This is a genomic window from Corynebacterium sp. CCM 9204 (assembly GCF_041357695.1).
GTDB lineage: Bacteria > Actinomycetota > Actinomycetes > Mycobacteriales > Mycobacteriaceae > Corynebacterium.
Map to the genome: position 1 here is coordinate 191,485 of NZ_JAUERX010000003.1, position 26,763 is coordinate 218,247.

At 61.9% G+C, this 26,763-nt stretch carries 29 protein-coding genes; 25 read left to right on the forward strand and 4 right to left on the reverse strand.

The annotated features are described in order from the left end of the window. The 4 genes from QWU43_RS07340 to QWU43_RS07355 are packed head-to-tail and all read right to left on the reverse strand — an operon-like array spanning position 1 to position 4,200. Complete coding sequence (locus QWU43_RS07340) at positions 1-1,647, reverse strand: (2,3-dihydroxybenzoyl)adenylate synthase (protein ID WP_370917489.1); 1,647 nt, start codon at positions 1,645-1,647, stop codon at positions 1-3. Continuing rightward, positions 1,631-2,749 (reverse strand): isochorismate synthase MenF, encoded by a 1,119-nt coding sequence (locus QWU43_RS07345; protein ID WP_370917490.1) that lies wholly within the window; start codon positions 2,747-2,749, stop codon positions 1,631-1,633. The genes QWU43_RS07340 and QWU43_RS07345 overlap by 17 nt, the downstream gene beginning before the upstream one ends. 2 nt (positions 2,750-2,751) lie before the next feature. Beyond that, a complete protein-coding gene (locus QWU43_RS07350) occupies positions 2,752-3,414 on the reverse strand; it encodes an isochorismatase family protein (protein WP_370917491.1) in 663 nt (220 codons plus the stop codon). Between the two features lie 45 nt (positions 3,415-3,459). Further along, complete coding sequence (locus tag QWU43_RS07355; protein ID WP_370914554.1) at positions 3,460-4,200, reverse strand: SDR family oxidoreductase; 741 nt, start codon at positions 4,198-4,200, stop codon at positions 3,460-3,462. A 286-nt stretch (positions 4,201-4,486) separates the two neighbouring features. On the opposite strand from QWU43_RS07355, the gene QWU43_RS07360 reads away from it, so the two are divergent. The 25 genes from QWU43_RS07360 (at position 4,487) to QWU43_RS07480 (ending at position 26,553) form a co-directional block, all read left to right on the forward strand. After that, positions 4,487-5,431, forward strand: coding sequence for a methionyl-tRNA formyltransferase (locus QWU43_RS07360; protein ID WP_370917492.1), 945 nt, complete (start codon positions 4,487-4,489; stop codon positions 5,429-5,431). 39 nt (positions 5,432-5,470) lie between these two features. After that, on the forward strand, positions 5,471-6,598 hold the full coding sequence (locus QWU43_RS07365) for a serine hydrolase (RefSeq protein WP_370917493.1): 1,128 nt from the start codon (positions 5,471-5,473) through the stop codon (positions 6,596-6,598). Beyond that, complete coding sequence (locus QWU43_RS07370; RefSeq protein WP_370917494.1) at positions 6,595-7,119, forward strand: helix-turn-helix domain-containing protein; 525 nt, start codon at positions 6,595-6,597, stop codon at positions 7,117-7,119. The genes QWU43_RS07365 and QWU43_RS07370 overlap by 4 nt, the downstream gene beginning before the upstream one ends. Before the next feature lie 228 nt (positions 7,120-7,347). Beyond that, positions 7,348-8,322: a sugar ABC transporter substrate-binding protein gene (locus QWU43_RS07375; RefSeq protein ID WP_370914901.1), complete on the forward strand. Its 975-nt coding sequence runs from the start codon at positions 7,348-7,350 to the stop codon at positions 8,320-8,322. Continuing rightward, positions 8,319-9,404 (forward strand): ABC transporter permease, encoded by a 1,086-nt coding sequence (locus tag QWU43_RS07380; RefSeq protein WP_370914550.1) that lies wholly within the window; start codon positions 8,319-8,321, stop codon positions 9,402-9,404. The genes QWU43_RS07375 and QWU43_RS07380 overlap by 4 nt, the downstream gene beginning before the upstream one ends. A gap of 10 nt (positions 9,405-9,414) precedes the next feature. Continuing rightward, the gene (locus tag QWU43_RS07385) at positions 9,415-10,221 is read left to right on the forward strand and encodes an ATP-binding cassette domain-containing protein (protein WP_370917495.1); all 807 of its coding nucleotides are present in this window, start codon (positions 9,415-9,417) and stop codon (positions 10,219-10,221) included. Positions 10,222-10,324: 103 nt separating this feature from the next. Continuing rightward, the gene (locus tag QWU43_RS07390) at positions 10,325-11,554 is read left to right on the forward strand and encodes a phosphatase PAP2 family protein (protein ID WP_370917496.1); all 1,230 of its coding nucleotides are present in this window, start codon (positions 10,325-10,327) and stop codon (positions 11,552-11,554) included. Positions 11,555-11,918: 364 nt separating this feature from the next. Continuing rightward, on the forward strand, positions 11,919-12,317 hold the full coding sequence (rpsH, locus tag QWU43_RS07395; RefSeq protein WP_198734931.1) for a 30S ribosomal protein S8: 399 nt from the start codon (positions 11,919-11,921) through the stop codon (positions 12,315-12,317). Positions 12,318-12,334: 17 nt separating this feature from the next. After that, positions 12,335-12,871, forward strand: coding sequence for a 50S ribosomal protein L6 (gene rplF / locus QWU43_RS07400; RefSeq protein ID WP_370914547.1), 537 nt, complete (start codon positions 12,335-12,337; stop codon positions 12,869-12,871). Then, positions 12,871-13,272 (forward strand): 50S ribosomal protein L18, encoded by a 402-nt coding sequence (gene rplR, locus QWU43_RS07405; protein WP_370914546.1) that lies wholly within the window; start codon positions 12,871-12,873, stop codon positions 13,270-13,272. The genes rplF and rplR overlap by 1 nt, the downstream gene beginning before the upstream one ends. 40 nt (positions 13,273-13,312) lie before the next feature. After that, positions 13,313-13,960, forward strand: coding sequence for a 30S ribosomal protein S5 (rpsE, locus tag QWU43_RS07410; RefSeq protein WP_370914545.1), 648 nt, complete (start codon positions 13,313-13,315; stop codon positions 13,958-13,960). A 3-nt stretch (positions 13,961-13,963) separates the two neighbouring features. Further along, entirely contained in the window at positions 13,964-14,149 is a 186-nt protein-coding gene (gene rpmD, locus QWU43_RS07415; RefSeq protein ID WP_200253855.1) for a 50S ribosomal protein L30, read from the forward strand. Between the two features lie 8 nt (positions 14,150-14,157). Then, positions 14,158-14,610 carry a 50S ribosomal protein L15 gene (rplO, locus tag QWU43_RS07420; RefSeq protein ID WP_370917497.1) on the forward strand — a complete coding sequence of 151 codons (453 nt, stop codon included), beginning with the start codon at positions 14,158-14,160 and terminating at the stop codon, positions 14,608-14,610. A 610-nt stretch (positions 14,611-15,220) separates the two neighbouring features. Further along, positions 15,221-16,540, forward strand: a complete 1,320-nt coding sequence (gene secY, locus QWU43_RS07425) for a preprotein translocase subunit SecY (protein ID WP_370914543.1) — start codon at positions 15,221-15,223, stop codon at positions 16,538-16,540. Then, on the forward strand, positions 16,537-17,082 hold the full coding sequence (locus tag QWU43_RS07430; RefSeq protein WP_370914542.1) for an adenylate kinase: 546 nt from the start codon (positions 16,537-16,539) through the stop codon (positions 17,080-17,082). Before secY ends, QWU43_RS07430 begins: the two co-directional genes overlap by 4 nt. Positions 17,083-17,240: 158 nt before the next feature. Next, complete coding sequence (map, locus tag QWU43_RS07435; RefSeq protein ID WP_370914541.1) at positions 17,241-18,035, forward strand: type I methionyl aminopeptidase; 795 nt, start codon at positions 17,241-17,243, stop codon at positions 18,033-18,035. A 64-nt stretch (positions 18,036-18,099) separates the two neighbouring features. Then, positions 18,100-18,801, forward strand: a complete 702-nt coding sequence (locus QWU43_RS07440) for a L,D-transpeptidase (RefSeq protein ID WP_370914540.1) — start codon at positions 18,100-18,102, stop codon at positions 18,799-18,801. A 215-nt stretch (positions 18,802-19,016) separates the two neighbouring features. Further along, on the forward strand, positions 19,017-19,238 hold the full coding sequence (gene infA, locus QWU43_RS07445) for a translation initiation factor IF-1 (protein WP_075724780.1): 222 nt from the start codon (positions 19,017-19,019) through the stop codon (positions 19,236-19,238). Positions 19,239-19,461: 223 nt separating this feature from the next. Continuing rightward, positions 19,462-19,830, forward strand: coding sequence for a 30S ribosomal protein S13 (gene rpsM, locus QWU43_RS07450; protein WP_198734920.1), 369 nt, complete (start codon positions 19,462-19,464; stop codon positions 19,828-19,830). Positions 19,831-19,833: 3 nt separating this feature from the next. Continuing rightward, positions 19,834-20,238 (forward strand): 30S ribosomal protein S11, encoded by a 405-nt coding sequence (rpsK, locus tag QWU43_RS07455; RefSeq protein WP_370914539.1) that lies wholly within the window; start codon positions 19,834-19,836, stop codon positions 20,236-20,238. Between the two features lie 23 nt (positions 20,239-20,261). Beyond that, positions 20,262-20,867, forward strand: coding sequence for a 30S ribosomal protein S4 (rpsD, locus tag QWU43_RS07460; RefSeq protein ID WP_370914538.1), 606 nt, complete (start codon positions 20,262-20,264; stop codon positions 20,865-20,867). A 131-nt stretch (positions 20,868-20,998) separates the two neighbouring features. After that, a complete protein-coding gene (locus QWU43_RS07465) occupies positions 20,999-22,015 on the forward strand; it encodes a DNA-directed RNA polymerase subunit alpha (RefSeq protein ID WP_370914537.1) in 1,017 nt (338 codons plus the stop codon). A 95-nt stretch (positions 22,016-22,110) separates the two neighbouring features. After that, positions 22,111-22,662: a 50S ribosomal protein L17 gene (rplQ, locus tag QWU43_RS07470; RefSeq protein ID WP_370917498.1), complete on the forward strand. Its 552-nt coding sequence runs from the start codon at positions 22,111-22,113 to the stop codon at positions 22,660-22,662. 175 nt (positions 22,663-22,837) lie between these two features. Continuing rightward, complete coding sequence (gene truA / locus QWU43_RS07475) at positions 22,838-23,788, forward strand: tRNA pseudouridine(38-40) synthase TruA (RefSeq protein ID WP_370917499.1); 951 nt, start codon at positions 22,838-22,840, stop codon at positions 23,786-23,788. 182 nt (positions 23,789-23,970) lie between these two features. Beyond that, positions 23,971-26,553, forward strand: a complete 2,583-nt coding sequence (locus QWU43_RS07480; protein WP_370917500.1) for a DUF6541 family protein — start codon at positions 23,971-23,973, stop codon at positions 26,551-26,553. Positions 26,554-26,763 lie beyond the last annotated feature (210 nt).

The following is a 26,763-nucleotide window of genomic DNA, read 5'->3' on the forward strand; positions in this document are numbered from 1 at the left end:
TTAATCATCCTTGCTGGTGTCGGTGGTGAGGGTTGCGGCGAGTCGGCGGCGGAGGGCCTTCCGACTGATCTTTCCCACGCCTGTCAGTGGGAAGGAGGATTCGAACTCGAAGCGGTCCGGCAGTTTGTAGGCGGCGAGCCCACGGAGGGTGAGAAATTCCCGGATCTCCGTGGCGGTGGGTGGCGCGTCGCTGATGATCCAGGCGCAGGACCGTTCCCCGAGGTAGTCGTCGGGGATTGCGACGAGGGCGGCATCGATGATGTCGGGGTGCGCGATGAGATGGTTCTCCACCTCCTCCGCGGAGATTTTCTCGCCACCCCGGTTGATGTGGTCCTTGTCGCGGCCCTCGACGATGAGATGCCCGGTAGGGAGTCGGCGGACGATGTCACCGGTGCGGTAGAAGCCGTCGTCGGTGAACGCGCCGGGATCGGCACCGTTGAAGTAGCTGCGGATCGTGTACGGGCCACGGGTGAGCAGATGGCCGGATTCGCCCTCGGGGACCGGGTGTCCCTCGTCGTCGAGAATGAGGATCTCATCGGCCGGGGAGATGGGCCGACCCTGGGTTCCCGTGACCACGTCCTCGGGATCGTCGGCGCGGGTGTAGTTGACCAGCCCTTCCGCCATCCCGAACACCTGCTGGAGCCGACACCCGAGGACCGGGGTGACCTTCCGGGCCGCTTCGGTGGGGAACTTCGCCCCTCCGACCTGCAGTACCTCCAGTGTGTCGAGGTGGGCGTCAATCCTCGGGCGCAGAGCCAGCCAGGTCATCGCCAGAGGCGGAACCGCTGCGGTCATGGTGACCTTCTCGGCGTCGATGAGGTGGAACACCGAGGTTGGTGTCGGGTCCTCGGTGAGGATCACGGTGCCCCCGGCCCACAGCACACCGAGCACACCGGGAGAACTCATGGTGAAGTTGTGCGAGACCGGAAGGACGACGAGCATCCGGGTAGCGGGACTGAGCTGACAGATCCGGGCGGACTCCCGTACCGAATAGAGATAGTCGGCGTGGGTGCGGGGGATCAGTTTCGGGATGCCGGTGCTTCCCCCGGAGACCTGGAGGAACGCCAGTTCCTCCGGTGCCACCGGTGCGGGGGCCGGAAGATCGGCCACCGGTTCACCGCCGAGGGAGGCAAACTCCGCAGGGTCGGGCCCGGCGATCATCACCTGCACCGGGTTCGGCAGCGCCGGTAGCACCTCGCGGGCCAGGTCCCGGTAGTCGAAGCCGTTGTGGCTGCCGGGTGCGATCCAAGCCGCGGCGTTCGTGCTCGCCAGGAAATGTCTGAGTTCGGCGGCGCGATGAGCGGGAAGGGCGAAGACGGGACGCGCTCCGAGGTGGAAGAGCGCGAAGATGGTGGGCAGGAACTCCGTGGTGTTGGGGAGCTGAACGACGACGAAGTCTCCCCGGGTGATGCCGAGATCCCGGAGCCTGCGGGCGGTGGCGTCGGCGGCGGCGTTCAGCTCACGGTAACTCAGCCGGTGGTCGATGCCGTGCAGGTCATGCCCGACGACGGCCTCGTTGTCACCGAAGCGTGCGGCCGCCTCCCGCAGGAAGGTGGCGAAAGTGTCGTCGTTCCAGTACCCGGCGGCGCGCCAGGCGGCCATGTCCCCAGCAGGGTAAAGGGCGGTGGTATCAGTGTGTTCGGACATGTCGTGCCTTCGGTTCAGGGGTGGTGTGGATTCCGAGTGCCGCGCGGAGCGGACCGAACTTCGTCCTCGTTTCCCGGACTTCTGTGTCCGGGTTGGAGGTGGCGACGATGCCGCCGCCTGCGTGGGCGCGGATCTGGTGGGCGCGGGAATCGACGACGCAGCTACGGATGGTGACGCGCCATTCCCCGTCGCCGTGTTCATCGGCCCAACCGACCGTCCCGGCGTAGAACCCACGTTCCGGTTCGTAGGTTCGGAGTAGGTCGAGGGCACTGCTGGTTGGATGTCCGGCGACAGCCGGCGTCGGATGAAGTGCCACGGCGAGTTCCAGCACCGAGACCCGGTCATCGGCGAGGGTCCCGGTGATCGGGGTGCCCAGGTGCCAGGTGTGGGAGGTACGGGTCAGGGACGGACGGCGGGGGACATGGAGCTCGGTGCAGTAGGGGCGCAGGACGCGGTCGATCTCCGAAGTCACGTAGGCGTGCTCATCAAGATCCTTCGGGGAGAGCAGAAGCTCGGTCGCCCGGGCCTCGTCCTGCACCGGGTCCGTGGAACGTGGTGCGGTTCCCGCCAGCGGATGCGATTCGATGCGATTCCCGCGCTTCCGGATCAACAGTTCCGGGCTGGAACCGACGATGGTTTCGCCGAGGTGGGAACGTCCTGCGACACTGATATCGACGAGATACCCGGTTCCGGTTCCGGACCCGTCGATGAACCGTGAGAGCAGAACCTCCGGGTTGACGTCCCGGTCGAAGTGGTAGGTCTCCCGTCGGGCTAGAACGATCTTGGAGACCTGTCCCTCTTTGATCGCAGCGACTGCGGACGCGACACGTTCGGCGTGTTGCTCGGTGCTCGGGTGCTCGTCGATCCGCGTCGGCGCGGGGATGTGGCCGTCGGGAAGCTCCGGGGTGCCCAGATGATGCCGGTAGTGGTCCGGGGTGAAGAGCGCCGGAGTCTCCGCCGTATAGAAGGGGAGTGCCCCGACGATGAGCGGAACCGTCCCGGTCCGCAACGCTGCGACCGCATCGCCCGGAGTAGGCCAGAACCGCGTCACTCCGGTCGCCGTCAGGGTCGATTCACCATCGGAGAAAATAAACTCGCGCACGGTCACTCCCCTTTACCCGGTGTGGTGAACTGCTCAAGAACATCGCCCGTCCGGAGTGCGACACCGGCACGTCTGCCAACCCACTGCACCGCAGAACGGTGCTCATCCGCGGAGAAATCGGCGACGGCATCGGCGACGAGGAAAGGCTGAATGTCATTCATGAATGCGTCTGCCGCACTCACCTGGCACCCCATGTGCGCGTACACCCCGGTAACCACCAACTGGTTCCGCCGGGCGAAGGAGAGTGCCTGCCGTAGATCCGTCCGCTCGAAAGCGGAGTAACGCCATTTGGTGATGAGATGGTGGTGTGCTCGCGGAGCCAGCTCCGGAATTACCGCAGCATCCTCCGCGTCCGAGATACCGGTGCCCCAGAAATCGGTGAGCAGGCCGCGCCGGGCGGGTGCCTGGGCGGGCGGCTGCACCGAGTAGAACACCGGTGCCCCAGCCGCATCGAAGGCGTCGATGAGCGCCCTGATGTTCGGGATCATCGTCGAGACGGGTTCCCGGGAACGGTCGTAGGCTGCGAGGAAATAGGCCTGCATGTCATGAACAAGTAGGGCGGCGTGCCCGGGATCGACACTCCAGTCGACAACGGGTTCAGGAACCGGAGCATCGGGGGGACAGGCCGCCGAGAGAGGATAGGGCGCGATGAGGGGAATAGCCATACGGGGGAGATTCTGCTTTCCGCGAGTGGGGGAGAGGGGCTCGGATCAGGCGTCGAGGGTGGCGCCACCGTCGATACGCAGGTCGTGCATCGTGATGTGTCGGGCGGCCGGAGAAATGAGGAAGGCGCAGGCTCCGGCGATGTCGGAGGGATCGGCGAGCCGCTGCAGTGGGATCCCCAGACGGTACTGCTCCGGAGTTCCCGCTATCACCTGCGCGCTCTGATCACTGCCTTCAGGCCACATACCGCGCAGCATGGGCGTGTCGGTGGAACCGGGGGAGATGACATTGCACCGGACCCCGTGCGGGGCGCACTCCAGGCCGAGAGTGCGGACCCAGGAGGTCGTGGCCGCTTTGGACGCGCCGTAGGCGGCCATCCCGGCTCGGGGTACGGCTGCCGCGTTCGAGGAGACGACCACGAGGGAACCGCCGCGACGTTCGACGAAGCGGCGCGCGACTGGAGCGCAGACCGCGACCGTGCCGAGAAGGTTGACCTCCAGAGAGAACCGCAGGGCAGCGGGGTCGGGGTTCAGGGCGGAATCCGGTCGCAGGACGCCGGGAGTGTGGACGAGGGCATCGAGTGGATCGCTGTCATCGAGGTCGGCGATCGCAGCGGCGATGGAGTCCGAGTCGGTCACGTCGTACTCCGGAAGGTCCCAGGCGCTCACCCGGTGTCCGAGGTTCCGCAGGTGCTCAACCACCGCGGAACCGACACCACCCCGTGCACCTGTGACCAGGACGTGGAGAAGGGTGGATGATGACTGTGACGGGCATTCGATCCCTGGCATGACGGAGCGGGGCGCCTTTCGCGAAGAGGGGTGGTGCAGTAGTGCCGAGGGGTCCGGGGCGGACCCGGGAAAACACCGTTAATTAGGTTAGGCACCACACAATTAACAGGCTTCGTGCCGGTGTTGTCAACAGCGGGGGCCCGGCTGGACGGCTTCGCTTGTGGAGCCATCCCGTGTGTCGGGTGGACACCCCGCCGTCATGCCCGAAGTTTGGGCTCCGTTACTATTGCCGACGTTCAGCTTCTCCTCATCTACTACTTCTTTGAAAAAGGGGTTCGACCCAGGTATGCGCGTTATTTTCACCGGTTTTGCCACCTTCGGCTATCGTTCCATCACGGCCCTCGCGGACAGTGGGCACGAGATAGTGCTCGTCTGCACCCAGCCGCCGATCGATGACCCCTACTATGCGGGAATGGACGAGGATGTCGCCGCCTTCGCCAGGGAACGTGGGATTCCCGTTATCGAGACGAAACGCCTGGACGGGGCGGCAGCCGACGCCATCCGGGCGGCGGAGGCGGATTTGATGGTGGTGACGAACTGGACGTCGGTGATCGCCGAAGACGTGTACGATGCGCCGCGCCTGGGAACCCTCAATATTCATGATTCGCTGCTGCCCAAGTACGCGGGATTCGGGGCCCCGAACTGGGCGCTGATCAATGACGAGTCCGAGGTTGGCGTCACCGGGCACCTCATGGCGGAAGGGTTCGACACTGGCCCCATCGTCGCCCAGCGCGCCACCCGGGTCACGGATTCTGACGATGCACTGACGTTGACCAACCGGTGCCTCGACCTGGTGGGCCCGGTCCTGCAGGATTCCCTCGATTTCCTCGACGCCGGTAAGACACCGACTCCGCAGGACCCGGAGCAGTGGACCTACTTCCACCGCCGTCGCCCCGCCGACTGTGGGATCGATTTTTCCCTCGGTGCTCGCGCGGTGTTCAACCTGGTCCGGGCGAGCTGCGACCCCTTCTTCAACGCCTGGGCCTACCTGGGGGAGCAGCGCATTTATGTTACGGACGTCGAGATTAGCCCGATGCGCTTCGGTGGAACGCCGGGCCGTGTCGTGACTGACGGTGAGCATATCGTCGTCGTCGCCGGTCCCGCAGCCCACACCGGGCGTGAATACGGTGTGCAGATCAACCGCATCAGGTTGGCGGACGGAACCGACATCGACAATCCCGGGAGGATCATTCGGCCGGGGATGTATCTGCGGTTGACCCCCGGGAGGTAGTGGATACTACCAGTGACATAATTCTAGAATTCTAGAATTATGTCACTTCGCCATGCTTCCCGCCCCCTCACCACAGCCATCCTGTCCGGCGTCCTCGGCCTGATGGCCTGTGCCCCGACACCACCAGAAGACGGGGGAGACACCGCACGGCACATCACCACCGCATGCCGCCACGGTGACACCGACCTGACTGAATCCTCCGGCTGGGTAGCACACCTCGCCGCCCATCCAGACGACTCCGCAGTCTTCATAATCCCCGACGCCACCGCCCCCGACGGTCCGGACACCGTACGGAAGAACGCTGATACCCCACTCGACATCGCATCCGCAGCGAAAGCCATCCACCTGCTCGCCTACGCCGACGCCATCACCGACGGCACCATCGACCCCGACACCCCGGTTCCCGTCTCCGAATGGGAGTCCTTCTACCTGCCACTCGATGGTGGGGCGCACGCAGCGGCACTGGCCCGACTCGGTATCGACAGGAGGGAACCGTCCCCCGGGGTTGCCGTTGCAGCCGACCCGGACACCACCGTCACCCTCGACTATCTCGTCAGCACGATGATCATCGAATCCGACAACGCTGCAGCGGACTGGCTGGCCGACACACTGGGGGAACCCGCCCTCACCGCAGCCGCCACCAGAGCAGGATGGGACAACCCCCACATCCCCAACTACCTCGGATCACTGCTCGCTGTCCTCGATCCCGACAGTGCAGGAAACCCGGACGCTGCCTCCCGCAGATACCGCGAAGATCCCGAATGGGCCGCCACCATCCTCCACCGCGCATCCGGCGGGTATTCCGAGCAGCGGGACATCCTCCGCGGAACAGCGACCGCCACCGCAGGCGACCTCGCCGCCGTCTACACCCGACTCGCCACCGGCGAGCTCGGCCCGGCTGGGGACATCGCACGACGTCACCTCGAACACGCCCCCGCACCCGGCTACACCGCGATCGGACACAAGGGCGGCAGTTTGCCCGGCGTCCTCGCCGACGCCATGGAGATCCGCCGCGAGGACGGAACCCCGGCGGTCGCGGTCCTGATCTCCACCGCGATCCCGGAAGCCGACTATACGGACACACTCGCCGCCTTCGCCTGGCAGGACCTAATACTCCAGGCAGTTGACTCCCACGACATACGTGAACAGCTAACCTGTGGAGAATGACTGAAGCACAGGAACTCGCGGACCTCCGGAAACGCGTCACCGACCTTGAGTCCCGCGTACGGAAACTCGAGCATCCAGAGGTGCCGGGGCAGTCCCAGAACCACGCAGACGAATCCGAGGCCGGTGCAATCACCGGAACGATCCACTACAGCGGCGAACTCACCGCACCACGTCAGCTCCGCTGGACGATCACCCTCGACGCAGACACCGTGCGTTCCGTGCCGAGCGACGGGATCACGGAGGTTTTGGCCGCAGTGTCCAGTCCGGTACGGCTGATCATCCTCCGGGAACTCCTCGTCGAACCAGCTAGTGCCAGGCAACTACAGGAACTCCTCGGCTACAGCTCACCCGGGCCGCTCTACCATCACCTCAAGCCCCTTCAGTCCGCCGGAATCGTGGCACGTGACGGGGACGGAAAATACCAGATACCCGGCCCCGGAGTCGTGCCGTTGCTGATCCTGCTGGCGGCCGCCGGTGATGTCGCCGGAGAACTCGACACCGGGATGGGGAAGCGGCGGTGACCGGGATGACGCACGTCCGAACGAGGTTGATGGTGCTTCTGCATGCTGGATTTCTTTTGCTGTTACTCCGCTGGTCATCTTCACTGAATCGGTAAATACGCAGTTCAGCCAGCTTGTTTTTGGCTGGAGGGGTGCGTTCAATGGCTCAGTGTGAAACTCAAAGATCTCTCCTCGCTGTTCTCCCGTGACCGCGCCTCCCAGGTCCGTCCCGCTCGCCGGGGCGCCGCGGTGGCCGCAACCCTCACCGCCGGGGCGCTCGCGCTCGCGTCGTGTTCATCCACCGGCGGAGCCCCGGAATCTTCCGGTGGCGCCGCCGGTGGTGGGACCGTCGACACGCCCCGCGCGGTTGTCGCGATGGTGAGCCACGGAGCTCCCGGTGACACATTCTGGGATCTCGTGCGCAAGGGCGCGGAGGATGCCGCGAAGAAGGACAACATCGAGCTGCGTTACTCCTCCGATCCGCAGGCGCCGAACCAGGCGAACCTCGTGCAGTCCGCGATCGACGCCGACGTCGACGGTATCGCCGTGACACTCCCCAACGCCGAGGCCATCGGACCGGCCGCGAAGAAGGCCGTGGATGCGGGGATCCCCGTCGTCGGGCTCAACGCCGGAATGAACGACTACTCCGACTACGGCCTGTCCGCCTTCTTTGGTCAGGATGAGTCCATCGCCGGTGAGCTTGCCGGAGAGCGGCTCGCCACCGAGGGGGCGAAGAAGGTTCTCTGCGTCATCCACGAACAGGGCAACTCCTCCCAGGAAGCCCGCTGCGGCGGAATCAAGAAGGGCCTCGGGACCTCCGGGGACATGGAGATTCTCTACGTCAACGGGATGGACATGACCTCCGTCGCCTCCACCGTGCAAGCGAAGCTCGCCCAGGATCCCTCCATCGACTGGATCATGGGGCTTGTGGCCCCAGTTGCGATCACGAGTGTCGACGCTGCGAAGGACGCGGGCAGTGACGCAAAGATCGCCACGTTCGACACCAACGCCGAACTGGTCAAGGCCATCAAGGACGGCACCATCGCGTGGGCCATCGACCAGCAGCCCTACGTGCAGGGATACCTGGCTGTGGACGCCATCTGGCTCGCGATCCGGAACGGATCGACCCTCGGAGGCGGCAAGCCGGTCCTCACCGGCCCCTCCTTTGTTGATTCGACGAACGTCGATGCCATTGCTGACGCCGCAACGGAAGGTCTTCGATGAGTGGTGGGGACACGTCCAGCGGTGACACGGACGTGACCGAGGGGCTTACCCCGTTTTCTAACGGGGTGGTCGACGACCGGCTGCGCGAGCGCACCGTCTTCGATCGGCTCATTCGTCGTCCGGAACTGGCGAGCCTCGTCGGCGCCGTCATCATCTTCACGCTCTTCATGGTCGTGGCGCCGCCGTTCCGTACACCTGATGCATTCGCCACCGTTCTCTACGCCTCTTCGACGATGGGGATCATGGCGCTGGCCGTCGGCATGCTCATGATCGGAGACGAGTTCGACCTCTCCTCGGGTGTTGCGGTGACGTCGGCGGCACTCGCCTCGGCGATGCTCAACTATCACCTACACCTGAACTCCTGGGTCGGAGCGTTCCTGTCCCTCGGGATCGCTCTGGCGGTGGGCGCACTCAACGGCTTCCTGGTCACCCGCACCGGGATACCCTCCTTCCTGATCACGCTCTCGGTGTTTCTCATGCTGCAGGGGCTCAACCTCGCGCTGACGAAGCTCATCGCCGGACAGGTGGCCACGCACTCCATCGGGGACATGGACGGGTTCGCCTCCGCCAAGGGACTCTTCGCGAGTTCCGTCAGCATCGGCGGGGTGAATGTGAAGGTGACCGTGTTCTGGTGGCTGCTGTTTGTCGCGATCGCGAGCTACATCCTGTACAAGACCCGCTTCGGGAACTGGGTCTTCGCCGTGGGCGGCGACAAAGCCGCGGCTGAGGCGGTCGGCGTACCCGTACGCAGGGTCAAGATCGTGCTGTTCATGTTCGTCGGCTTCGCTGCCTGGTTCGTCGGTATGCACAATCTCTTCGCCTTCGATTCGATCCAGGCGGGCCAGGGCGTCGGCAACGAGTTCCTCTACATCATCGCCGCCGTCATCGGAGGCTGCGCGCTCACCGGGGGTAAGGGAACCGCCGTGGGAACCGCCATCGGCGCCCTCATCTTCGGCATGACAAACCAGGGCATCGTCTACGCGGGATGGAACCCCGACTGGTTCAAGTTCTTCCTCGGCGCGATGCTCCTGTTTGCGGTCATTGCCAACAGAACGACAGCCAACTACACGGAGAGCAGGTAGGAACAGGCAGATGAACACCACCAGCACCCTGCCCGAATCCCGGGATACGGGTACCGCCATCGTCGAACTACGCGACGTCGCCAAGTCATATGGTGCCTTCAACGCACTCTCCGGAGTCAATCTCACCGTCCGGGAAGGCGAGGTCACCTGCATCCTCGGGGATAACGGAGCGGGTAAATCCACACTCATCAAGATCCTCTCGGGACTTCACTCCGCGACCTCGGGTGACGTGCTCATCGACGGTGAGATCGCCCACTTCCGTGGACCGAAGGACGCCCTCAACGCCGGTATCGCCACCGTGTACCAGGACCTCGCTGTCGTCGGAACCATGCCCGTCTGGCGAAACTTCTTCCTCGGTCAGGAACTGACCACCGGTCCGTTCGGACACCTCCGGGCAGCGGAGATGCGCAGGATCACCCGTGATCAGCTCCTGGCGATGGGAATCGATCTTCCTGATGTCGATGTCCAGGTGAACCGACTCTCCGGAGGACAACGCCAGGTCGTCGCCATCGCGCGGGCCATCTACTTCGGGGCCCGCGTCGTCATACTCGATGAACCCACCGCAGCACTGGGTGTCAAACAATCCGGTATGGTGCTCAAATTCGTGGCTGATGCCCGCGATCGGGGAATCGCCGTCATCCTCATCACCCACAACCCGCACCACGCCTATCTCGTCGGAGATGAGTTCATCGTCCTCGGACTCGGCCGACAGATCCTCGCTGTGAATCGGGAGAACACGAGTATCGATGAACTTGCCCTCCAGATGGCCGGCGGCGGCGAACTTGATGCTCTGGAGCATGAGCTCAAGAGAAACTGAACCACCCCCGTTTCCCCGCAGGACGTGAACGGACAATGACGATCCGGTGAGCACCCGGCGGGATAGTGTTCCTGCCTCTGGCGGGTGCCCTAGACTGTCGGCCATGTCGTACCGTCGCCACGTTGTCGCCACCGTATCCTCCCTCGCGTTCGCAACCCTCTGCGCACAATCGGTACAGGCGATCGAACTGCCTCCCGCGCCAGGGCAACTTCCGGGTCAGGAGATCGCCGTCCATCACGATGGCGCACCGGTGCCCGTCCCTTTCGGGCCGCAGGACTACGTGGGCTACATCTCCGACATCAGTTCGCATCCCTACGGCATCTATCTCGATGTGATCGGCTCATTCGGGGAAATCCGGGAGAACCCGGATGTGATGAGTTCCAACCTGGAGCAGGTTATCGCGGTAAACAATGCCGCTAGGAACGACCCCGCCCGGATTCTCCGTGCACAGGTGGACGCGAGGGCGGACCGGGACGGTGTGCTTGATCCCGTGGCTGACGCCCTGGGGCCTGTCCTAGCGCAGCATTTCCGGGCTGCACTCGCAGAGAACCGGCTCCCCAAAACCCGGATGCTGCTCGGTGGTGGATGGTTCGCGCGTGCCGGTGGCCCAGCCAGCTCTACGTTCGTGGAGAAGGAAATCTTCGACAATCCGCGTCCCTTCGTCGTAGCGCCCGACCGCATCACCAAATTCGTCGCGGCGGACCGGGATTTCTACACCACCTCGAAATCCTTCCCCTCCGGGCACACGAACCAGGCCACGTGGACAACCACGCTGCTGGCTGTGATGCTCCCGGAGTTCGGTCCACAGATACTCGCCCGTGGGTCTGAGTCGGGGGAGCACCGTTTGGTGATGGGCGTGCATTATCCGCTTGACGTCATCGGCGGCAGGATGACCGGTACCGCCGCTGCAGCGGATCGGTGGAATGATCCGAAAATGCGGGCCAACCTCATCGCTGCCGCCGCTGAGATCCGGGCGGAGTTGGAATGGCGGTGCGGAGCCTCCCTCTCCGAATGTGCGTCGGTGGGGCCCGCATACTCCGCTGATCCGGTGGGGGACTACACCCGGCGGATGAATTACGGGTTCACTCCGATGGGAGATACGGCAGCACCGATGATCGTGCCGCAGGCAGCTCCTGATCTGCTTCTCGGGGCATTTCCAGAGTTGTCTTATGCGCAACGTGCGGAAATCCTCCGTAAGACAGCCGGACCTGCCGGGATGCCCCTTGATGTGACGGGTTCTCAGGGCTCTTGGCAGCGGTTGAATCTGGCTGCGGCGTTGGCGGCTGATGTCACCGTGACCCCGGAAGGGGGCGTCATCCTGGGTGGGAACTGAGCGTTGTTCTCCCCTTGTAAACGGAATTCGTTAGGTGTCGGGACCAACAGCTTGCTTACTGCCGTTCAACTGCGGTAACGTGATCGGTTGGACTTGCGTTCGCTCGTGATCATGCTGCCCCGTGCATCAGGATGCGGGTGTCGTGCAGGTCCCTTGTGACAATACCGTCACGAAAACGTACAGACGTTCCACTCCTACTTTGTTGTAGGCCCCCCGCCCGATGGCGTCCATCGGTTACTGCTGGCAGCGAGCTGCACCACTACTAAGTGGATTGTGGCGACAAGTGGCCAGGGAGAAGATGATAACGCCGGGTGGTCATTAGCGTGATCAGGGGAACCGCAACGAGAAAGGCTACTGGTCTGCCATGACCATGACTGATCCTATCGCCGACATGTTGTCGCGCGTGCGTAACGCGAATAACGCGTTCCACGACACCGTGTCGATGCCCTCCTCGACTCTCAAGGCGAACATTGCTGAGATTCTGAAGCAGGAAGGCTACATCGCCGACTACAGCGTCGAAGATGCGAAGGTGGGCAAGACCCTTTCGCTGACGCTGAAGTACGGTCCGTCCCGCGAACGCTCCATTGCGGGTGTTCGCCGCGTGTCCAAGCCGGGCCTGCGCGTTTACGCCAAGTCCACCAACCTGCCGAAGGTTCTCGGAGGCCTGGGCGTGGCCATCATCTCCACGTCCCAGGGTCTGCTGACCGATCGTCAGGCTACCGAGAAGGGTGTAGGCGGAGAAGTTCTCGCCTACGTCTGGTAAGGGAGGATTGAGCAACAATGTCGCGTATCGGTAAAAACCCGATCGTCGTCCCGAACGGCGTCACCATCACCATCGACGGCCAGAATGTCGAGGTCAAGGGTCCCAAGGGAACCCTGGCCCAGGCGATCCCGGCTCCGATTACCGTCGTCCAGGAGGAAAACGAGATCGTCGTTTCCCGCCCGGACGATCACCGCAAGAGCCGCGCCCTGCACGGCCTGTCCCGATCACTCGTCAACAACATGGTTGTCGGTGTCACCGAGGGCTACACCATCAAGATGGAAATCTTCGGTGTCGGTTACCGCGTTCAGGCCAAGGGCAGCAACCTCGAGTTCGCTCTCGGCTACAGCCACCCGATCCTGATCGAAGCTCCGGAGGGTATCACCTTCGCCGTCGACGGCAACACGAAGTTCTCCATCACGGGTATTGACAAGCAGAAGGTCGGCCAGATCGCCGCGAACATCCGCCGCCTGCGCAAGGATGACCCCTACAAGGGTAAGGGCATCCGTTACGCCGGTGAGCAGATCCGCCGCAAGGTCGGAAAGACGGGTAAGTAATGAGCAACACTGCACAGAACAAGCGCCTCCCCATCGGTCGGGATATCTCCACCCGCCGTCGTGTCGCTCGCACGCGCCGCCATGCGCGCCTGCGCAAGCACATGCGTGGAACAGCGGAGACCCCTCGTCTCGTGGTGCACCGCACCTCGCGTCACATGCACGTCCAGATCATCGACGACTTGGCTGGCCACACCCTGGCTGCCGCGTCCACGATGGAACCGGAGATCCGTGGCATCGAAGGCGACAAGAAGGCCCGCGCCGCCAAGGTCGGAACCCTCATCGCCGAGCGTGCGAAGGAAGCCGGCATTGAGTCGGTCAAATTCGACCGCGCCGGCTACAAGTACCACGGACGTGTCGCCTCTCTGGCTGACGCCGCCCGCGAAGGTGGTCTGAAGTTCTGATGACCGCTTTCACCAAGATCAACAACGGAAGGATCGCGTAATGCCGGGACGTGAACGGCGTGACGGCGGACGCTCCGCCGATAGCACCACCAACAGCAAAGACAACAACAACCGCAACGAGCGCCGTGGCGGAGGACGCCGCGATGATCGTCGCAATCAGCAGCAGGACGAGCGTAACCAGTACATCGAGCGCGTCGTCACCATCAATCGCGTGTCCAAGGTCGTCAAGGGTGGTCGTCGCTTCAGCTTCACCGCTCTCGTGATCGTGGGCGACGGCCAGGGCATGGTCGGCGTCGGTTACGGCAAGGCCAAGGAAGTTCCCGCGGCCATCCAGAAGGGTACAGAGGAAGCTCGCAAGAACTTCTTCCGTGTCCCTATGGTCGCCGGAACCATCACGCACCCGGTCCAGGGTGAAGCGGCAGCGGGCATCGTCATGATGCGCCCGGCTGCTCCGGGTACCGGAGTCATCGCCGGTGGCGCTGCCCGCCCGGTGCTCGAGTGTGCTGGTATCCAGGACATTCTCTGCAAGTCCCTGGGCTCCGACAACGCCATCAACGTTGTGCACGCTACCGTCGCCGGTCTGAAGCAGCTCGTTCGTCCCGAAGAGGTCGCCGCCCGCCGTGGCAAGACTCTCGAAGAGGTCGCCCCGGCTCGGATGCTGCGCGCTCGCGCAGGCAAGGAGGCTTAATCAATGGCCCTCAAGATCACCCAGCTCAAGGGCACAGTCGGTGCCAAGAAGAACCAGAAGGACTCGCTGCGTACTCTCGGTCTCAAGCGCATCCGCCACTCTGTGGTCCGGCCCGACACCCCTGAGGTGCGAGGACTGGTCAACGTGGTGCGCCACATGGTCGAGGTTGAAGAAGTGGCGGGGGAGTAGGTAGTTAAATGAGCGATCCCATCAAGCTTCACGATCTGCGTCCCGCCAAGGGCGCGAACAAAGCTAAGACCCGTGTCGGTCGAGGCGAGGCCTCCAAAGGTAAGACCGCTGGTCGCGGTACCAAAGGTACCAAGGCTCGCAAGCAGGTTTCGGCAGCATTCGAAGGCGGCCAGATGCCGCTGCACATGCGTCTGCCGAAGCTGAAGGGCTTCAAGAATCCGGCGAAGATCACCTTCCAGGTGGTCAACGTCTCCGATCTCGAGAAGGCATTCCCCGAGGGCGGCGACATCACCGTCGCTGACCTCGTGGCAGCCGGCCTCGTCCGCGCCAAGCAGCCCGTTAAGGTGCTCGGCAATGGCGAGATCAGCGTCAAGGTCAACGTCACCGCCACCAAGTTCTCGAACTCCGCGAAGGAGAAGATCGAGGCCGCAGGTGGTTCCGTGACGGCCGAAGGCAAGTAACAGAAACGCCTGAGACAGGTCGCAGGTTCCTCCCGGTTTCCGGAAATGGACAGGCACCTAAACGAAAGCCCCCGTACTCCCCGTAACAGAGGAGTACGGGGGCTTTCGTTATCTGTGACGACCCCTTGCTGGGGGAAGAGCCTTCTCTCGGCTGCGGTTTCTCCTTGTACGGTGTTCCCGATCTCCCTGGCGGACAGTGTTACCTGTTGATTTTTGGAGACAGGGACACAGTGTTTTCAAAGCATGTGGGCCGAAAGAGACCGAGGGAAGGCCACTAGGTACGGCACTAGTAGTTGGCACCTGCTTAAGCTGGTACTGGCGTTAACTGATTCCTGGGTTCCTGCGCAGCAACGATGCTGGAATATGGGCATGTCTTCATGTGTGTTTCAGCCCCAGTATGTGTGCCCTTTGCAAGGGGCTGGTAGGATTACGTAGTCGTACAACTTCTGTGCCACTGACCGACCCCGCCGCCAGCGGTTGCCGGGTCCGATGGGGTATATCGAAGAAGAATCTCAATTACCGTCACCTTCTCCATGAAACCGCGGACCCTCGTCGTAGGGTCGAAGCCCATCGGGGCTTTCTGCGGCGGGGGGAGCCAGCAGGAGGATATGTGTCCGCCATCGTCTCGGCATTCAAGGACGCTGATCTACGCAAGAAGATCTTGTTCACTATTGCGATGATCATCTTGTACCGTATCGGTGCTCAGATCCCGTCCCCGGGCGTCAATTACGGCGCGATCGCGGGTCGGTTGCGTGATCTCACCCAGGATCAGTCCAGCGTCTACTCGCTGATCAATCTGTTCTCGGGCGGTGCGTTGCTCCAGCTCAGTATTTTCGCGGTTGGCATCATGCCGTACATCACTGCGTCCATCATCACGCAGTTGCTCACCGTCGTCATTCCCCACTTCGAGGAGCTCAAGAAAGAGGGGCAGTCCGGACAAGCGAAGATGACGCAGTACACCCGTTATCTCACGGTTGCTCTGGCACTCCTGCAGTCTGCGGGGATTGTCGCTCTGGCTGATCGTGGGCAGTTGCTGGGGTCGGGATTTGAGGTGCTCATCCCGGAACGTAATATCTTCGACCTGGTTCTTCTGGTCTTCGTCATGACCTCGGGTGCTGTTCTGCTGATGTGGATCGGTGAACTGATGACCGAGCGTGGTATCGGAAACGGCATGTCCCTCCTGATCTTCGCCGGTATCGCCACCAGGCTGCCGACGGATGGCGCGGGGATTCTGGCGAGTTCCGGCGGTCTCGTCTTCACCATGGTTCTCATCGCGGTTCTCATCCTCGTCATCGGCGTCGTCTTCATTGAGCAGGGACAGCGCCGTATCCCGGTTCAGTATGCGAAGCGCATGGTCGGCCGTCGTCAGTACGGAGGGACATCGACCTATCTTCCGCTGAAGGTCAACCAGGGTGGTGTTATTCCGGTCATCTTTGCTTCGTCGATCATCTACGTTCCGGTTCTGATCACTCAGATCATCAATTCTGGGGGTACCGTTTCCCCGGACAACTGGTGGCAGAACAATGTCGTCCAGTATCTGCAGACACCGTCGTCATGGCAGTACATTGTCCTGTACTTCACCATGATCATTTTCTTCAGCTACTTTTACGTGTCGGTCCAGTACGACCCCAATGAGCAGGCCGAGAACATGAAGAAGTACGGTGGATTCATCCCCGGGATACGTCCCGGTAGGCCCACCGCCGAATACCTTGGTTTCGTCATGAACCGGCTTCTCTTCGTAGGCGCGTTCTACCTGGGTATCATTGCCGTATTGCCGAACCTCATGCTCGATTTGGGGGTCGGTAGTTCGGCCGGGTCCACCCCGTTCGGTGGCACCGCGATCCTGATTCTCGTGTCGGTTGCACTGACCACGGTGAAGCAGATTGAAAGCCAGTTGCTGCAGTCTAACTATGAAGGATTCCTCAAATGAGACTTGTTCTCCTTGGTCCCCCTGGTGCGGGCAAGGGTACTCAAGCCGCCATTCTCTCTGAGAAGCTCAATGTCCCGCACATCTCCACGGGCGATCTCTTCCGCGCCAACATCGGTGAAGGTACCCCGCTCGGACTTGAGGCCAAGAGCTACATGGACGCCGGAAAGCTTGTCCCGACGGATGTCACCGCGAGGATGGTTGAGTCTCGGCTGGCGGAAGAGGATGCTCGTGAGGGTTTCCTCCTCGACGGTTTCCCTCGGACGGTTGAGCAGGCTGAGCTGCTGGAGAAGATGCTGGAGAAGTTGGGGCATGAACTTGATGGTGTCATCCAGTTCAAGGTCGCCGAAGATATTGTAGTCGAACGCATGCTCTCCCGTGGTCGCGCAGATGACAATGAAGAGACCATTCGGACCCGGCTGGGTGTCTACCGTGATGAGACCGCGCCCCTGATCGATCATTACGCCGACGTGATTATTCCCATCGAAGCCGAAGGCTCCGTCCAGGACATCAACGAGCGCACCATGGCGGCCCTGAAGAAGTAATCGGGGTTTTCGAGCCGTAGCGCGCATGGAACCTAAATAGGGTACGACGGAGGACCGGACCGCATCGGCGGCCGGTCCTCCGTTATTTCGAAGGATCTTTCGAACGGGCCTTCTCGCGCACCATCATCCATCAATTCAATGAGGAGCAGAACTAGATAATGGCCTTCCGAAAACGCCAACGAACGATGCCCACGCGGACACCCGGAGAACTCGATGCGATGCAGGCCGCAGGGGAGATCGTGGGGAAAGCGCTCCAAGCGGTCCGTGCTGCGGCCGCCCCTGGCGTCAGCACTCTGGAACTGGATGCGATCGCTGAGGCGACGATCCGGGAGCATGGGGCTCATCCCACGTTTCTCGGGTACCACGGCTTCCCGGGATCGATCTGTGCCTCGGTGAATGAGGTCATCGTTCACGGCATCCCGAAATCGCAGACGGTCCTGGCACCAGGTGACCTTGTTTCGATCGATTGTGGTGCAACACTCGACGGGTGGGTGGGTGATTCTGCTTGGACCTTCGGAATCGGGGAGCTCGATGACACCTCTGAAAGGCTCAACGATGCGACGAGATGGGTTCTCGACGAAGGGATGAAGGCGATGATCCCGGGCAACAGGCTGACCGATGTGTCCCATGCGCTCGGCCGGGCCACCGCTGTCGCCGCCGAAAAATTCGGGGTCACGCTCCATATCGTGGACGGGTACGGGGGCCACGGAATAGGGCGGGAGATGCATGAGGACCCGTTTCTCGCTAACGAGGGGAGGCCCGGAAGAGGACCCGTCATCGGCGAGGGGAGTGTGCTCGCGATCGAACCAATGCTCGCGGTCGGTACGCCGGACTCAGCGGTGCTGGAGGATGACTGGACGGTGGTGACACTCGATGGTTCCCGTGCCAGCCATTGGGAGCACACCGTTGCTGCGACTTCCGGGGGACCCCGGATTCTCACGCCCCGGTACTGATTAGAGTGGTGGTATCGGCGGGGGAATTCCACGTTTACACGGTTACGGACTAGGATAAGCAGCCATGTACCCAGCTATCACCAGCAGAACCGCGGGGACGTCAGTGCCGCGCCGTCGAATCGCCGCTGTCGTTGTCACCGTCGCCCTCGGTTTCCTGTTCTCCCCGGCAACGGCGATTGCCGCTCCAGATGTGGGGTCATCGGGGGGGTCCAGTAATCTCAATGATGACGCCTGGAACGTCCGTAATGATATTCATCAGCGTTCCGCCGGATTGCCTCCGGTCATCGGAGATGGGGTCCGGGCTTTGACCGACGGTACCGTCGATGTGTTTTTCCCCGGTCTGATCGCTCAGCGCGAAGCGGAGCAATCTGCACGGCAGGAACCCGCTCCGGCCGTTACCGAACCCGCTTTCGACCGGGGATCCTGCCCGCCGGCGGCGCGTGCGTGTATCGACCTGACGAAACAACGGACGTGGCTGCAGGAGAACGGTCGCGTCACGCATGGTGCTGTACCGATGTCCTCGGGGGCCTCGGGCTGGGAGACTCCGAAGGGCACACACTACGTGAATCGTAAGGTACGGCACGAGATCTCCCGCGAGTTCAATAATGCGCCGATGCCTTATTCAGTGTATTTCACGAACACCGGAATCGCTTTTCATGAGGGTGATGTGAACTTGTGGTCGCACGGTTGCATACACCTCAATCACGATGATGCCGTCCGATATTTCGATACCCTTCAGGTCGGGGACATGGTGTACGTCTACTAACCTGCGGTGTCTCTCCAGATGGGTCTACCCCGGTGATTCACTGAATCACCGGGGTAGACCCATCTGTGCCGGGATTGCGCTACTGGACTGTTCCGCGTATTGTCAGACGTTGGTGTGCACCATCATGCGCACCGCTTGTCGGAATAGGCAATGCAGTCAACTATCTACCGGAGAACGCCTCACAATATGTGCGGTACCGGAGAAACGTGGAGGATATGGCTAAGAAGGAAGGCGCCATCGAGGTTGAGGGCCGAGTAGTCGAGCCTTTGCCGAATGCGATGTTCCGTGTCGAACTCGACAACGGGCACAAAGTTCTTGCACACATCAGCGGCAAGATGCGCCAGCACTACATCCGTATTCTGCCGGAGGATCGCGTCGTCGTGGCTCTGAGCCCCTACGATCTGACCCGCGGACGCATCGTCTACCGCTACAAGTAAGAAAAACATCAGCCTCCACACTCACCGCACGTGTCCTGCGCTGTACTGATTCCCTGGATCAGTCATCATGCGCTCCGTGACACGTGCATCATGCACCTTCGGCATCGGTGGCCGAAGCCCCGTGTACCCCTGATCCACTTTCCGGCATCCGCCCGGATGAAGCATCAGCAGACGGGGACGGGTGTGGGGAAAACCACCGGACCAACCGGAAGGAAACTGCCATATGGCACGCCTTGCTGGAGTTGACCTCCCGCGCAACAAGCGCATGGAGGTAGCTCTGACCTACATTTACGGCATCGGGCCCGCCCGAGCCAAGAAGCTGCTGGAAGAGACCGGCGTCTCTCCGGACCTGCGCACCGACAACCTCACGGATGAGCAGATCGCTGCTCTCCGTGACGTGATCGAAGCAACCTGGAAGGTCGAGGGTGACCTCCGCCGCCAGGTTCAGGCGGATATCCGCCGCAAGATCGAGATCGGTTGCTATCAGGGACTGCGCCACCGTCGTGGTCTGCCCGTCCGTGGCCAGCGCACCAAGACCAACGCACGTACGCGTAAGGGTCCGAAGAAGACGATCGCCGGAAAGAAGAAGTAACTCATGCCTCCTAAAGCACGCTCTGGCGCGCGCCGCACTGGCCGTCGCGTCGTAAAGAAGAACGTGGCGCACGGCGCCGCACACATCAAGTCCACCTTCAACAACACCATCGTGTCCATCACGGATCCGAATGGTGCGGTCATCTCGTGGGCCTCGTCCGGCCACGTTGGCTTCAAGGGGTCACGTAAGTCGACTCCCTTCGCTGCCCAGATGGCTGCCGAAAACGCCGCCCGTAAGGCGATGGAACACGGAATGAAGAAGGTCGACGTCTACGTCAAGGGCCCGGGCTCAGGCCGCGAAACCGCTATCCGTTCCCTCTCGGCCGCCGGCCTTGAGGTCGTCCAGATCACCGACGTGACGCCTCAGCCGCACAATGGCTGCCGTCCGCCGAAGCGCCGCCGCGTCTAGCAGGGAAAGGAAACAGACACACTATGGCTCGTTATACCGGCCCAGTCACCCGTAAATCCCGTCGCCTCCGCGTCGACCTCGTCGGCGGAGATATGGCCTTCGAACGCCGCCCCTACCCTCCGGGGCAGGCTGGCCGTGCTCGCATCAAGGAGTCCGAGTACCTGCTCCAGCTCCAGGAGAAGCAGAAGGCTCGCTTCACCTACGGCGTCATGGAGAAGCAGTTCCGTCGCTACTATGCTGAGGCGAACCGACGCCCCGGTAAAACCGGCGACAACCTGGTCATCCTCCTCGAGTCTCGTCTCGACAACGTGGTTTACCGCGCTGGTCTCGCTCGGACTCGTCGTCAGGCACGTCAGCTCGTCTCCCACGGACACTTCACCGTGAACAACAAGAAGGTCAATGTACCGTCTTACCGGGTTTCGCAGTACGACATCATCGACGTGCGACCGAAGTCCCGCAAGATGGAGTGGTTCGAAGACGCACAGGATCGACTTGTCGATTCCGTCGTCCCGGCCTGGCTTCAGGTTGTTCCGGACACCCTGCGCATCCTCGTGCACCAGTTGCCCGAGCGTGCTCAGATCGATGTTCCGCTGCAGGAGCAGCTCATCGTCGAGTACTACTCGAAGTAATCGGCTTGTCCTCGGCTTCTCGGCACCGGGAAGCCGGTCACAGGACAGTCGTCGCGTGGCTTTTGCCACACCGTCATCTGTCTGCCTATTGACGTCAAATAGTGGGCGTCACCAAAGGAGATCGTCACCACATGCTCATTTCAACGCGTCCGGAGCTTCACGAGGAGTACATCGACTCGTCTCGTTCCCGGTTCACCATTGAACCCTTGGAGCCCGGCTTCGGGTACACCCTCGGCAATTCCCTGCGCCGTACGCTGCTGTCGTCCATCCCTGGTGCAGCGGTCACGAGCGTCAAGATCGAGGGTGTCCTCCACGAGTTCACCACGATCTCGGGTGTCAAGGAGGATGTCAGCGACATTATCCTGAACATCAAGGGTCTCGTACTGTCCTCGGATTCCGAGGATCCCGTCGTCATGTACCTCCGCAAGGAGGGGGCTGGTGTGGTTACCGCAGCGGACATCGAGCCTCCGGCGGGTGTTGAGGTCCACAATCCGGACCTCCACATCGCAACGCTGAATGAGCAAGGCAAGATCGACATCGAGCTGGTCGTCGAGCGTGGGCGAGGTTATGTGCCCGCCACCCTGACCAGTGATTCCGGAGAGATCGGTCGGATTCCGGTGGATCAGATCTACTCTCCGGTTCTCAAGGTGAGCTACAAGGTCGAGGCAACCCGTGTCAAACAGCGCACGGACTTCGACAAGCTGGTCATCGATGTTGAGACGAAGAACTCAATCACCGCCCGTGACGCCCTGGCGTCAGCAGGCAAGACACTGGTTGAACTGTTCGGGCTCGCGCGCGAACTCAATACCAATGCGGAAGGCATTGATCTCGGTCCCTCAAACCAGGAGACCGAGATCAACGCCAACTACAGTATGGCCATCGAGGACCTGAACTTCTCCGTTCGTTCCTACAACTGCTTGAAGCGTCAGGAGATCCACACCGTCGGTGAACTCGCGGAGTGCACTGAATCGGATCTGCTCGACATTCGGAACTTCGGTCAGAAATCGATCAACGAAGTGAAGATCAAGCTGGCCAACCTGGGTCTGACGTTGAAGGACGCACCGGAGGACTTCGATCCCTCGACCATTGAGGGATATGACGCCGAGACCGGTGACTTCATCGATATCGACGGCGACGATTCCGAGTAATACCCGGGTAGCACGCCCAGGCGGCCACCGATGGTCCACGGATCGAAGGACAGTGGTCGCCGCGCTCACACACACGTACACGAGGAGTACCCCCAATGCCCAAGCCCAAGAAGGGCGCCCGTTTCGGCGGTTCGGCGCAGCACCAGAAGAAGATCCTGGCGAATCTCGCTGCCCAGCTGTTCGAGCACGGCGCTATCAAGACCACCGACGCCAAGGCGAAGCTACTTCGCCCGTACGCGGAAAAGCTCATCACCAAGGCGAAGAGCGGCACCGTCGCTGACCGTCGTAACGTCCTCAAGCTGGTCAACCAGAAGGACGTCGTCGCTTACCTGTTCAATGAACTGGCTCCGAAGTTCGCGAACCGTGATGGCGGCTACACCCGCATCATCAAGCTCGAGAACCGGAAGGGCGACAACGCCCCGATGAGCCAGATCTCACTCGTCCTCGAGGAGACCGTCTCCGCGGAGGCTACCCGTGCCGCCCGCGCCGCCGCTTCCAAGAAGACTGAGGAAGAGGTCGTCGAGGTCGAAGCTGACGAGTCCACCGACGGCCAGGCGGCTGAAGAGGCCGCTGAGGCGGAGCAGGATGACGTCCCCACCCCGGCTGAAGCGGAAGCTGAGCCGGAGAAGGTCGAAGACGAGAAGTAATTCTCGCGTGAGGTTCATCATCCTGAGGGATTGAACCGAAACGAGAACCCACCGCACGCATCTCCTCGTGGGAGAAGAGCGTGCGGTGGGTTCTCGTCGTTTTTCGGGCGCAACCGGGACATAGAAGAATCGCCATATCGCCGTCCACAGGGGCCGGTCTGTAGACTGATCCGCTGTGAAAGCTCCCCAACGCGCCCCGGATCATTCCGGGTACATTCGGCTTCGTCTCGATCTGGCCTATGATGGTACGGACTTCCATGGCTGGGCGAAACAGGTACCACGAGATGGCGAAGAGCTACGTACGGTTCAGGGAACCGTCGAAAAGGCTCTGTCGACCATACTGCGGTGTCCCGCCATGTTGACAGTCGCAGGGAGGACTGACGCGGGAGTGCATGCTAACGCCCAAGTTGCGCACATTGATGTCCCGGCCACCAGTCTGGACACCCGTTCGATCGGCAACGATCCCTCAGCTCTTGTGCGCCGACTCGCCCGACTTCTCCCCCCCGATGTTCGGGTACACCGTTGCACGAGGGCCCCCGAGGGTTTCGACGCCCGTTTCTCCGCGCTTCGGAGGCATTACGCCTACCGCGTGACCACGCATCCCCCGGGGGCGCTACCGACACGATCCAGGGACACGGCACACTGGCCGAAACCGGTGGATCTGGACGCCATGCGTGAATCGGCGCAGGTTCTCACCGGGCTCAACGATTTCGCGGCGTTCTGTCGGGCGAAACCTGGCGCGACCACAGTTCGTGATCTCCAGGCGTTCACGTGGCGGGACATCTCCACCGCTGAAGAACCTGAACTCTATCTCGCTGAAGTTACCGCGGATGCATTCTGTTGGTCCATGGTGCGATCCTTGGTTGGGGCGTGCCTGGCGGTCGGAGAAGGACGTCGTTCCCCCGGATTCACGGGTGGATTATTGAGTGAGCGTACCCGTTCCCAGCAGGTACCGGTGGCACCGGCGAACGGTTTGTCCCTCGTCGGAGTTGATTACCCGGATGACAGTGAATTGGCTCGACGGGCTGAGGAAACGCGGGGAGTTCGGGTCCTGAAGGGTGAGGAACACCGGGCCCGGGGAAAGGGATGTCCGGAAGGTAACCCCTACTTCGGAGAGATATTCTAGGCGGTCCCATCTGTGCAGACCCGGAGAACGGCGCGAGTCCTGCATGCGAGGGCCGCTCGGAGGGTTACACTCTTGTAGTCGAACAGTTTTCGGTTGGGTGAACCGGAACATCCCCCGTGGAAGCACACGTTCGGTTCTGGCAGGGGCCGTGATCCGGCTGGCGTGGAGGTGAGGAAATTCTCGTGGACGTGTACCAGGCAGCTCTCATCGCTGTAGCTGTATTCACATTGCCTGGATTTCTTGTCTGCAGGGTCTCTGGGCTCCGGGCGCCTTGGGCTGGTGCGGTGTCGATTCCCGCGAGTTTCGGAATATACGGACTCGCTGCCTGGTTCTACGGACTCACTCCTTATGCCTATGATTTCCGTAGCGTCGGAGTGTTCACCGTGTTCATCCTCGTGCTCGCGACTGGGTGGAGACTAGCGGCGCTAGCCATGGACCGGAGGCGACGTGACCGATTCCGGGAGGTCCCGGACTGTGGTGAGGAACCGGTATCGTCAGATACCGGGGAGGATGCTGGTGGCGCGTCCGATATGTCCTGCGATGTACCACCGATCCCAGACTCTCCTCCGGAAGCCGGTCCTGAGCAGGTCGTTGCTGTGGCGCCGGACCGTTCTTTCGTACGCACCGTGGAGATGGCGTCCCATCGGGGACAGGAGCCGGATTCTCCCGCGGAAGGTTTGAACGGTAACCCGGTTCCGCGGCACCGGGTTCCGAAGGAGATTCCTCCGGAACCGGGATCCGTGGATGCGGAAGTGGCTTTGGCGAGATCGAAGCAGCGTGAGGAACGCTGGCTTGCAGGCTCGATTCTCGATCCCGTGTGGGTCCTTCCGCTGTCCGGCGTACTGGTCGCTTTTGTCCTGCTGCTCTCACGCAGCCTGGATCTGCTGCGGCAGACCCGGTACGGAATGGAGAACATCTTCCAGGGCTGGGACGTGCACTGGCATGCGAGCGTTGTCCGGTTCATCGAGGAAACCGGGGTTGCATCACCGACGCGGATGGGGGAACTCCAGAATATTGAATCCCGTGAGGTTCTCTTCTATCCGACTGCGTGGCATGCCGGGGCGGCTCTGGTCCGGGAACTGACGGGGATGTCCGTGATCGCGTCGATTAATCTGGTTTCGGTCGTCCTACCGGCGATCCTGCTTCCGATGGCCGCCGCTGTTCTGGCCTGGCGGTTGGTCGGCAACCGGGGCGTCACGGCACAGATCGCGGCGGGGTTTGCGGCGATCATAGTTGTCCCTATGCCGGTTCTTTACTGGGTGGGCTACTACGTCGGTGCATGGCCGTATCTTGCGGCGATCGGTATGGCTTTCATCGTTCTTCCCCTGTTCATGTCGGTACCTGCTGTACCTGTTCGAGCGTTCGCCACCGTCCTTGTTTTCGTTGGGATGGTGGAGACTCATCCGTCGGCGGCAACGATTGTCGTGATCGGGCTCGGCTTGTGGTGGTTGCTGGCCATGGTCTGGCGGCCGTCGAGGAAACCGTCGAATCGGCGGGAGGAGATATGGTTCCGGGTACGGGACTTCCTCATTCTCGCTTCGACTGGTCTTGTCGGAACACTTGTCTTGCTGCCTCAGATTCTCACTGGACTCGGGCAGAGTGAGGAGGTCAAGTCTTTTGTCGCTTATGAAGATTTGACCCGGAGTGAGGCCTGGTGGGTTGCAATCCAGATGCAGACGCGGCACGCCGGTGACTTCGGGGTTCATGAACCCCTGTTGTGGGCGGCCGCAGTGGGCGCAGTCGTGCTTATCGTGTGGCGGCGCAATTTTTGGGCCCCGTTGTTCTGGTTCCTCAGTGTCGTTGTCACCGTGAACTCACTTCTTCCTTTCGGAGATTCGTGGTGGAGTGGCTTGGCTACGCAGATCGGATCGCTGCATTACAACACGGGGCATCGCCTCGTTATGCCGGTTGCGCTACTTACCGCTGCTGCGGCGGCGGTGGCACTCGCTGCTGTCGGACGGCTGATACTGCTGGGACCGATACGTCGTTACGTGCGTGTCTCGGTGCCGTTGTCGGTTGTGGCTGCGCTGGTGGGCGGGTTCTTTCTCATACAGGAGGCCGAGGATGAGATGCGTGTCGTCTCTGATTTTGCGATCGGGGCTGCCCGGGACGGGCGCATGGTCGATGATACGGATCTGAAGGCGTTCCGCTGGTTGGCGAAACAGCCGTTGGCCTACAGTGGAACGATCATGAGCAATCCGGCAGACGGTTCCGGGTGGATGTACGCGTACAATTCGCTGCCCAGTGTTTTCCGGCATTACCTGTGGCCAACTATTCCACTGACCAGTGCGACGAACCGGCTGTACTGGAACCCGAATCGGCTCGGTACCGGTAACTATGATGACCCGGATATGGAGAATGAGCTGGATCTCGCGGCGCGGGAGCTGCGCGTCCACTATATCTATGTGTCGCCACCTAGCTTCTGGGCGTTCCAGGAACCGGTCCCGGAGATGGAGGTTGAACTCTGGCATACCCCGGGTGTCACGCCGGTGTATAAGGACCGACAGGTGTCAATCTACGCCGTTAACGAGTGGTTCACCGATTCGGAGCTGGATTTGATGCGCCGTCCCGGTAATTCTCCCGAGCCGCTGCCGCCGCTTCCGACCCGCGCGGAGGTCGGGGTCGCACCGGTAGGTTCCGGTGATGGCCTACGCCCGTATCACCATCGTCCTAGTAAACCCCTGCAGGGGCCTGTGGAACATTTTGAATCGGAGCTTGAGAGAGCGAGAGCTGCGGAGGAAGGCCCGTTCGCTGACGCAGCGTGACAACGCCTGTGCTTGCCCGAGAACAGAAGATGCCTTCAGGCTTCATGTTCGATACAATCGTGGGGGAGGCATCGGTGAATGGGGTCGAGAATCCTCGGTCTCGTTCTGGCATACAAGGGATGAGCCGGGGGTGGAACGGTGGCCGCGTGATCAGGGGCGCGTGGGCCGCGTGTACACCGACACCGATGTCTATGTTTCTCTGTCCCTTCT

Bases quoted from the DNA above. Each gene is read 5' to 3' on its own strand.
- QWU43_RS07380 (WP_370914550.1), top strand. From the start codon at position 8,319: ATGAGTGGTGGGGACACGTCCAGCGGTGACACGGACGTGACCGAGGGG.
- QWU43_RS07340 (WP_370917489.1), bottom strand. From the start codon at position 1,647: ATGTCCGAACACACTGATACCACCGCCCTTTACCCTGCTGGGGACATG.
- QWU43_RS07360 (WP_370917492.1), top strand. From the start codon at position 4,487: ATGCGCGTTATTTTCACCGGTTTTGCCACCTTCGGCTATCGTTCCATC.
- map (WP_370914541.1), top strand. From the start codon at position 17,241: ATGGCCTTCCGAAAACGCCAACGAACGATGCCCACGCGGACACCCGGA.
- QWU43_RS07430 (WP_370914542.1), top strand. From the start codon at position 16,537: ATGAGACTTGTTCTCCTTGGTCCCCCTGGTGCGGGCAAGGGTACTCAA.
- QWU43_RS07350 (WP_370917491.1), bottom strand. From the start codon at position 3,414: ATGGCTATTCCCCTCATCGCGCCCTATCCTCTCTCGGCGGCCTGTCCC.
- rpmD (WP_200253855.1), top strand. From the start codon at position 13,964: ATGGCCCTCAAGATCACCCAGCTCAAGGGCACAGTCGGTGCCAAGAAG.
- rpsE (WP_370914545.1), top strand. From the start codon at position 13,313: ATGCCGGGACGTGAACGGCGTGACGGCGGACGCTCCGCCGATAGCACC.
- QWU43_RS07390 (WP_370917496.1), top strand. From the start codon at position 10,325: ATGTCGTACCGTCGCCACGTTGTCGCCACCGTATCCTCCCTCGCGTTC.
- rpsH (WP_198734931.1), top strand. From the start codon at position 11,919: ATGACCATGACTGATCCTATCGCCGACATGTTGTCGCGCGTGCGTAAC.
- rplF (WP_370914547.1), top strand. From the start codon at position 12,335: ATGTCGCGTATCGGTAAAAACCCGATCGTCGTCCCGAACGGCGTCACC.
- QWU43_RS07370 (WP_370917494.1), top strand. From the start codon at position 6,595: ATGACTGAAGCACAGGAACTCGCGGACCTCCGGAAACGCGTCACCGAC.
- rpsD (WP_370914538.1), top strand. From the start codon at position 20,262: ATGGCTCGTTATACCGGCCCAGTCACCCGTAAATCCCGTCGCCTCCGC.
- rpsK (WP_370914539.1), top strand. From the start codon at position 19,834: ATGCCTCCTAAAGCACGCTCTGGCGCGCGCCGCACTGGCCGTCGCGTC.
- rplR (WP_370914546.1), top strand. From the start codon at position 12,871: ATGAGCAACACTGCACAGAACAAGCGCCTCCCCATCGGTCGGGATATC.
- QWU43_RS07355 (WP_370914554.1), bottom strand. From the start codon at position 4,200: ATGCCAGGGATCGAATGCCCGTCACAGTCATCATCCACCCTTCTCCAC.
- rplQ (WP_370917498.1), top strand. From the start codon at position 22,111: ATGCCCAAGCCCAAGAAGGGCGCCCGTTTCGGCGGTTCGGCGCAGCAC.
- rpsM (WP_198734920.1), top strand. From the start codon at position 19,462: ATGGCACGCCTTGCTGGAGTTGACCTCCCGCGCAACAAGCGCATGGAG.
- QWU43_RS07440 (WP_370914540.1), top strand. From the start codon at position 18,100: ATGTACCCAGCTATCACCAGCAGAACCGCGGGGACGTCAGTGCCGCGC.
- infA (WP_075724780.1), top strand. From the start codon at position 19,017: ATGGCTAAGAAGGAAGGCGCCATCGAGGTTGAGGGCCGAGTAGTCGAG.
- QWU43_RS07385 (WP_370917495.1), top strand. From the start codon at position 9,415: ATGAACACCACCAGCACCCTGCCCGAATCCCGGGATACGGGTACCGCC.
- QWU43_RS07465 (WP_370914537.1), top strand. From the start codon at position 20,999: ATGCTCATTTCAACGCGTCCGGAGCTTCACGAGGAGTACATCGACTCG.
- rplO (WP_370917497.1), top strand. From the start codon at position 14,158: ATGAGCGATCCCATCAAGCTTCACGATCTGCGTCCCGCCAAGGGCGCG.
- QWU43_RS07365 (WP_370917493.1), top strand. From the start codon at position 5,471: ATGTCACTTCGCCATGCTTCCCGCCCCCTCACCACAGCCATCCTGTCC.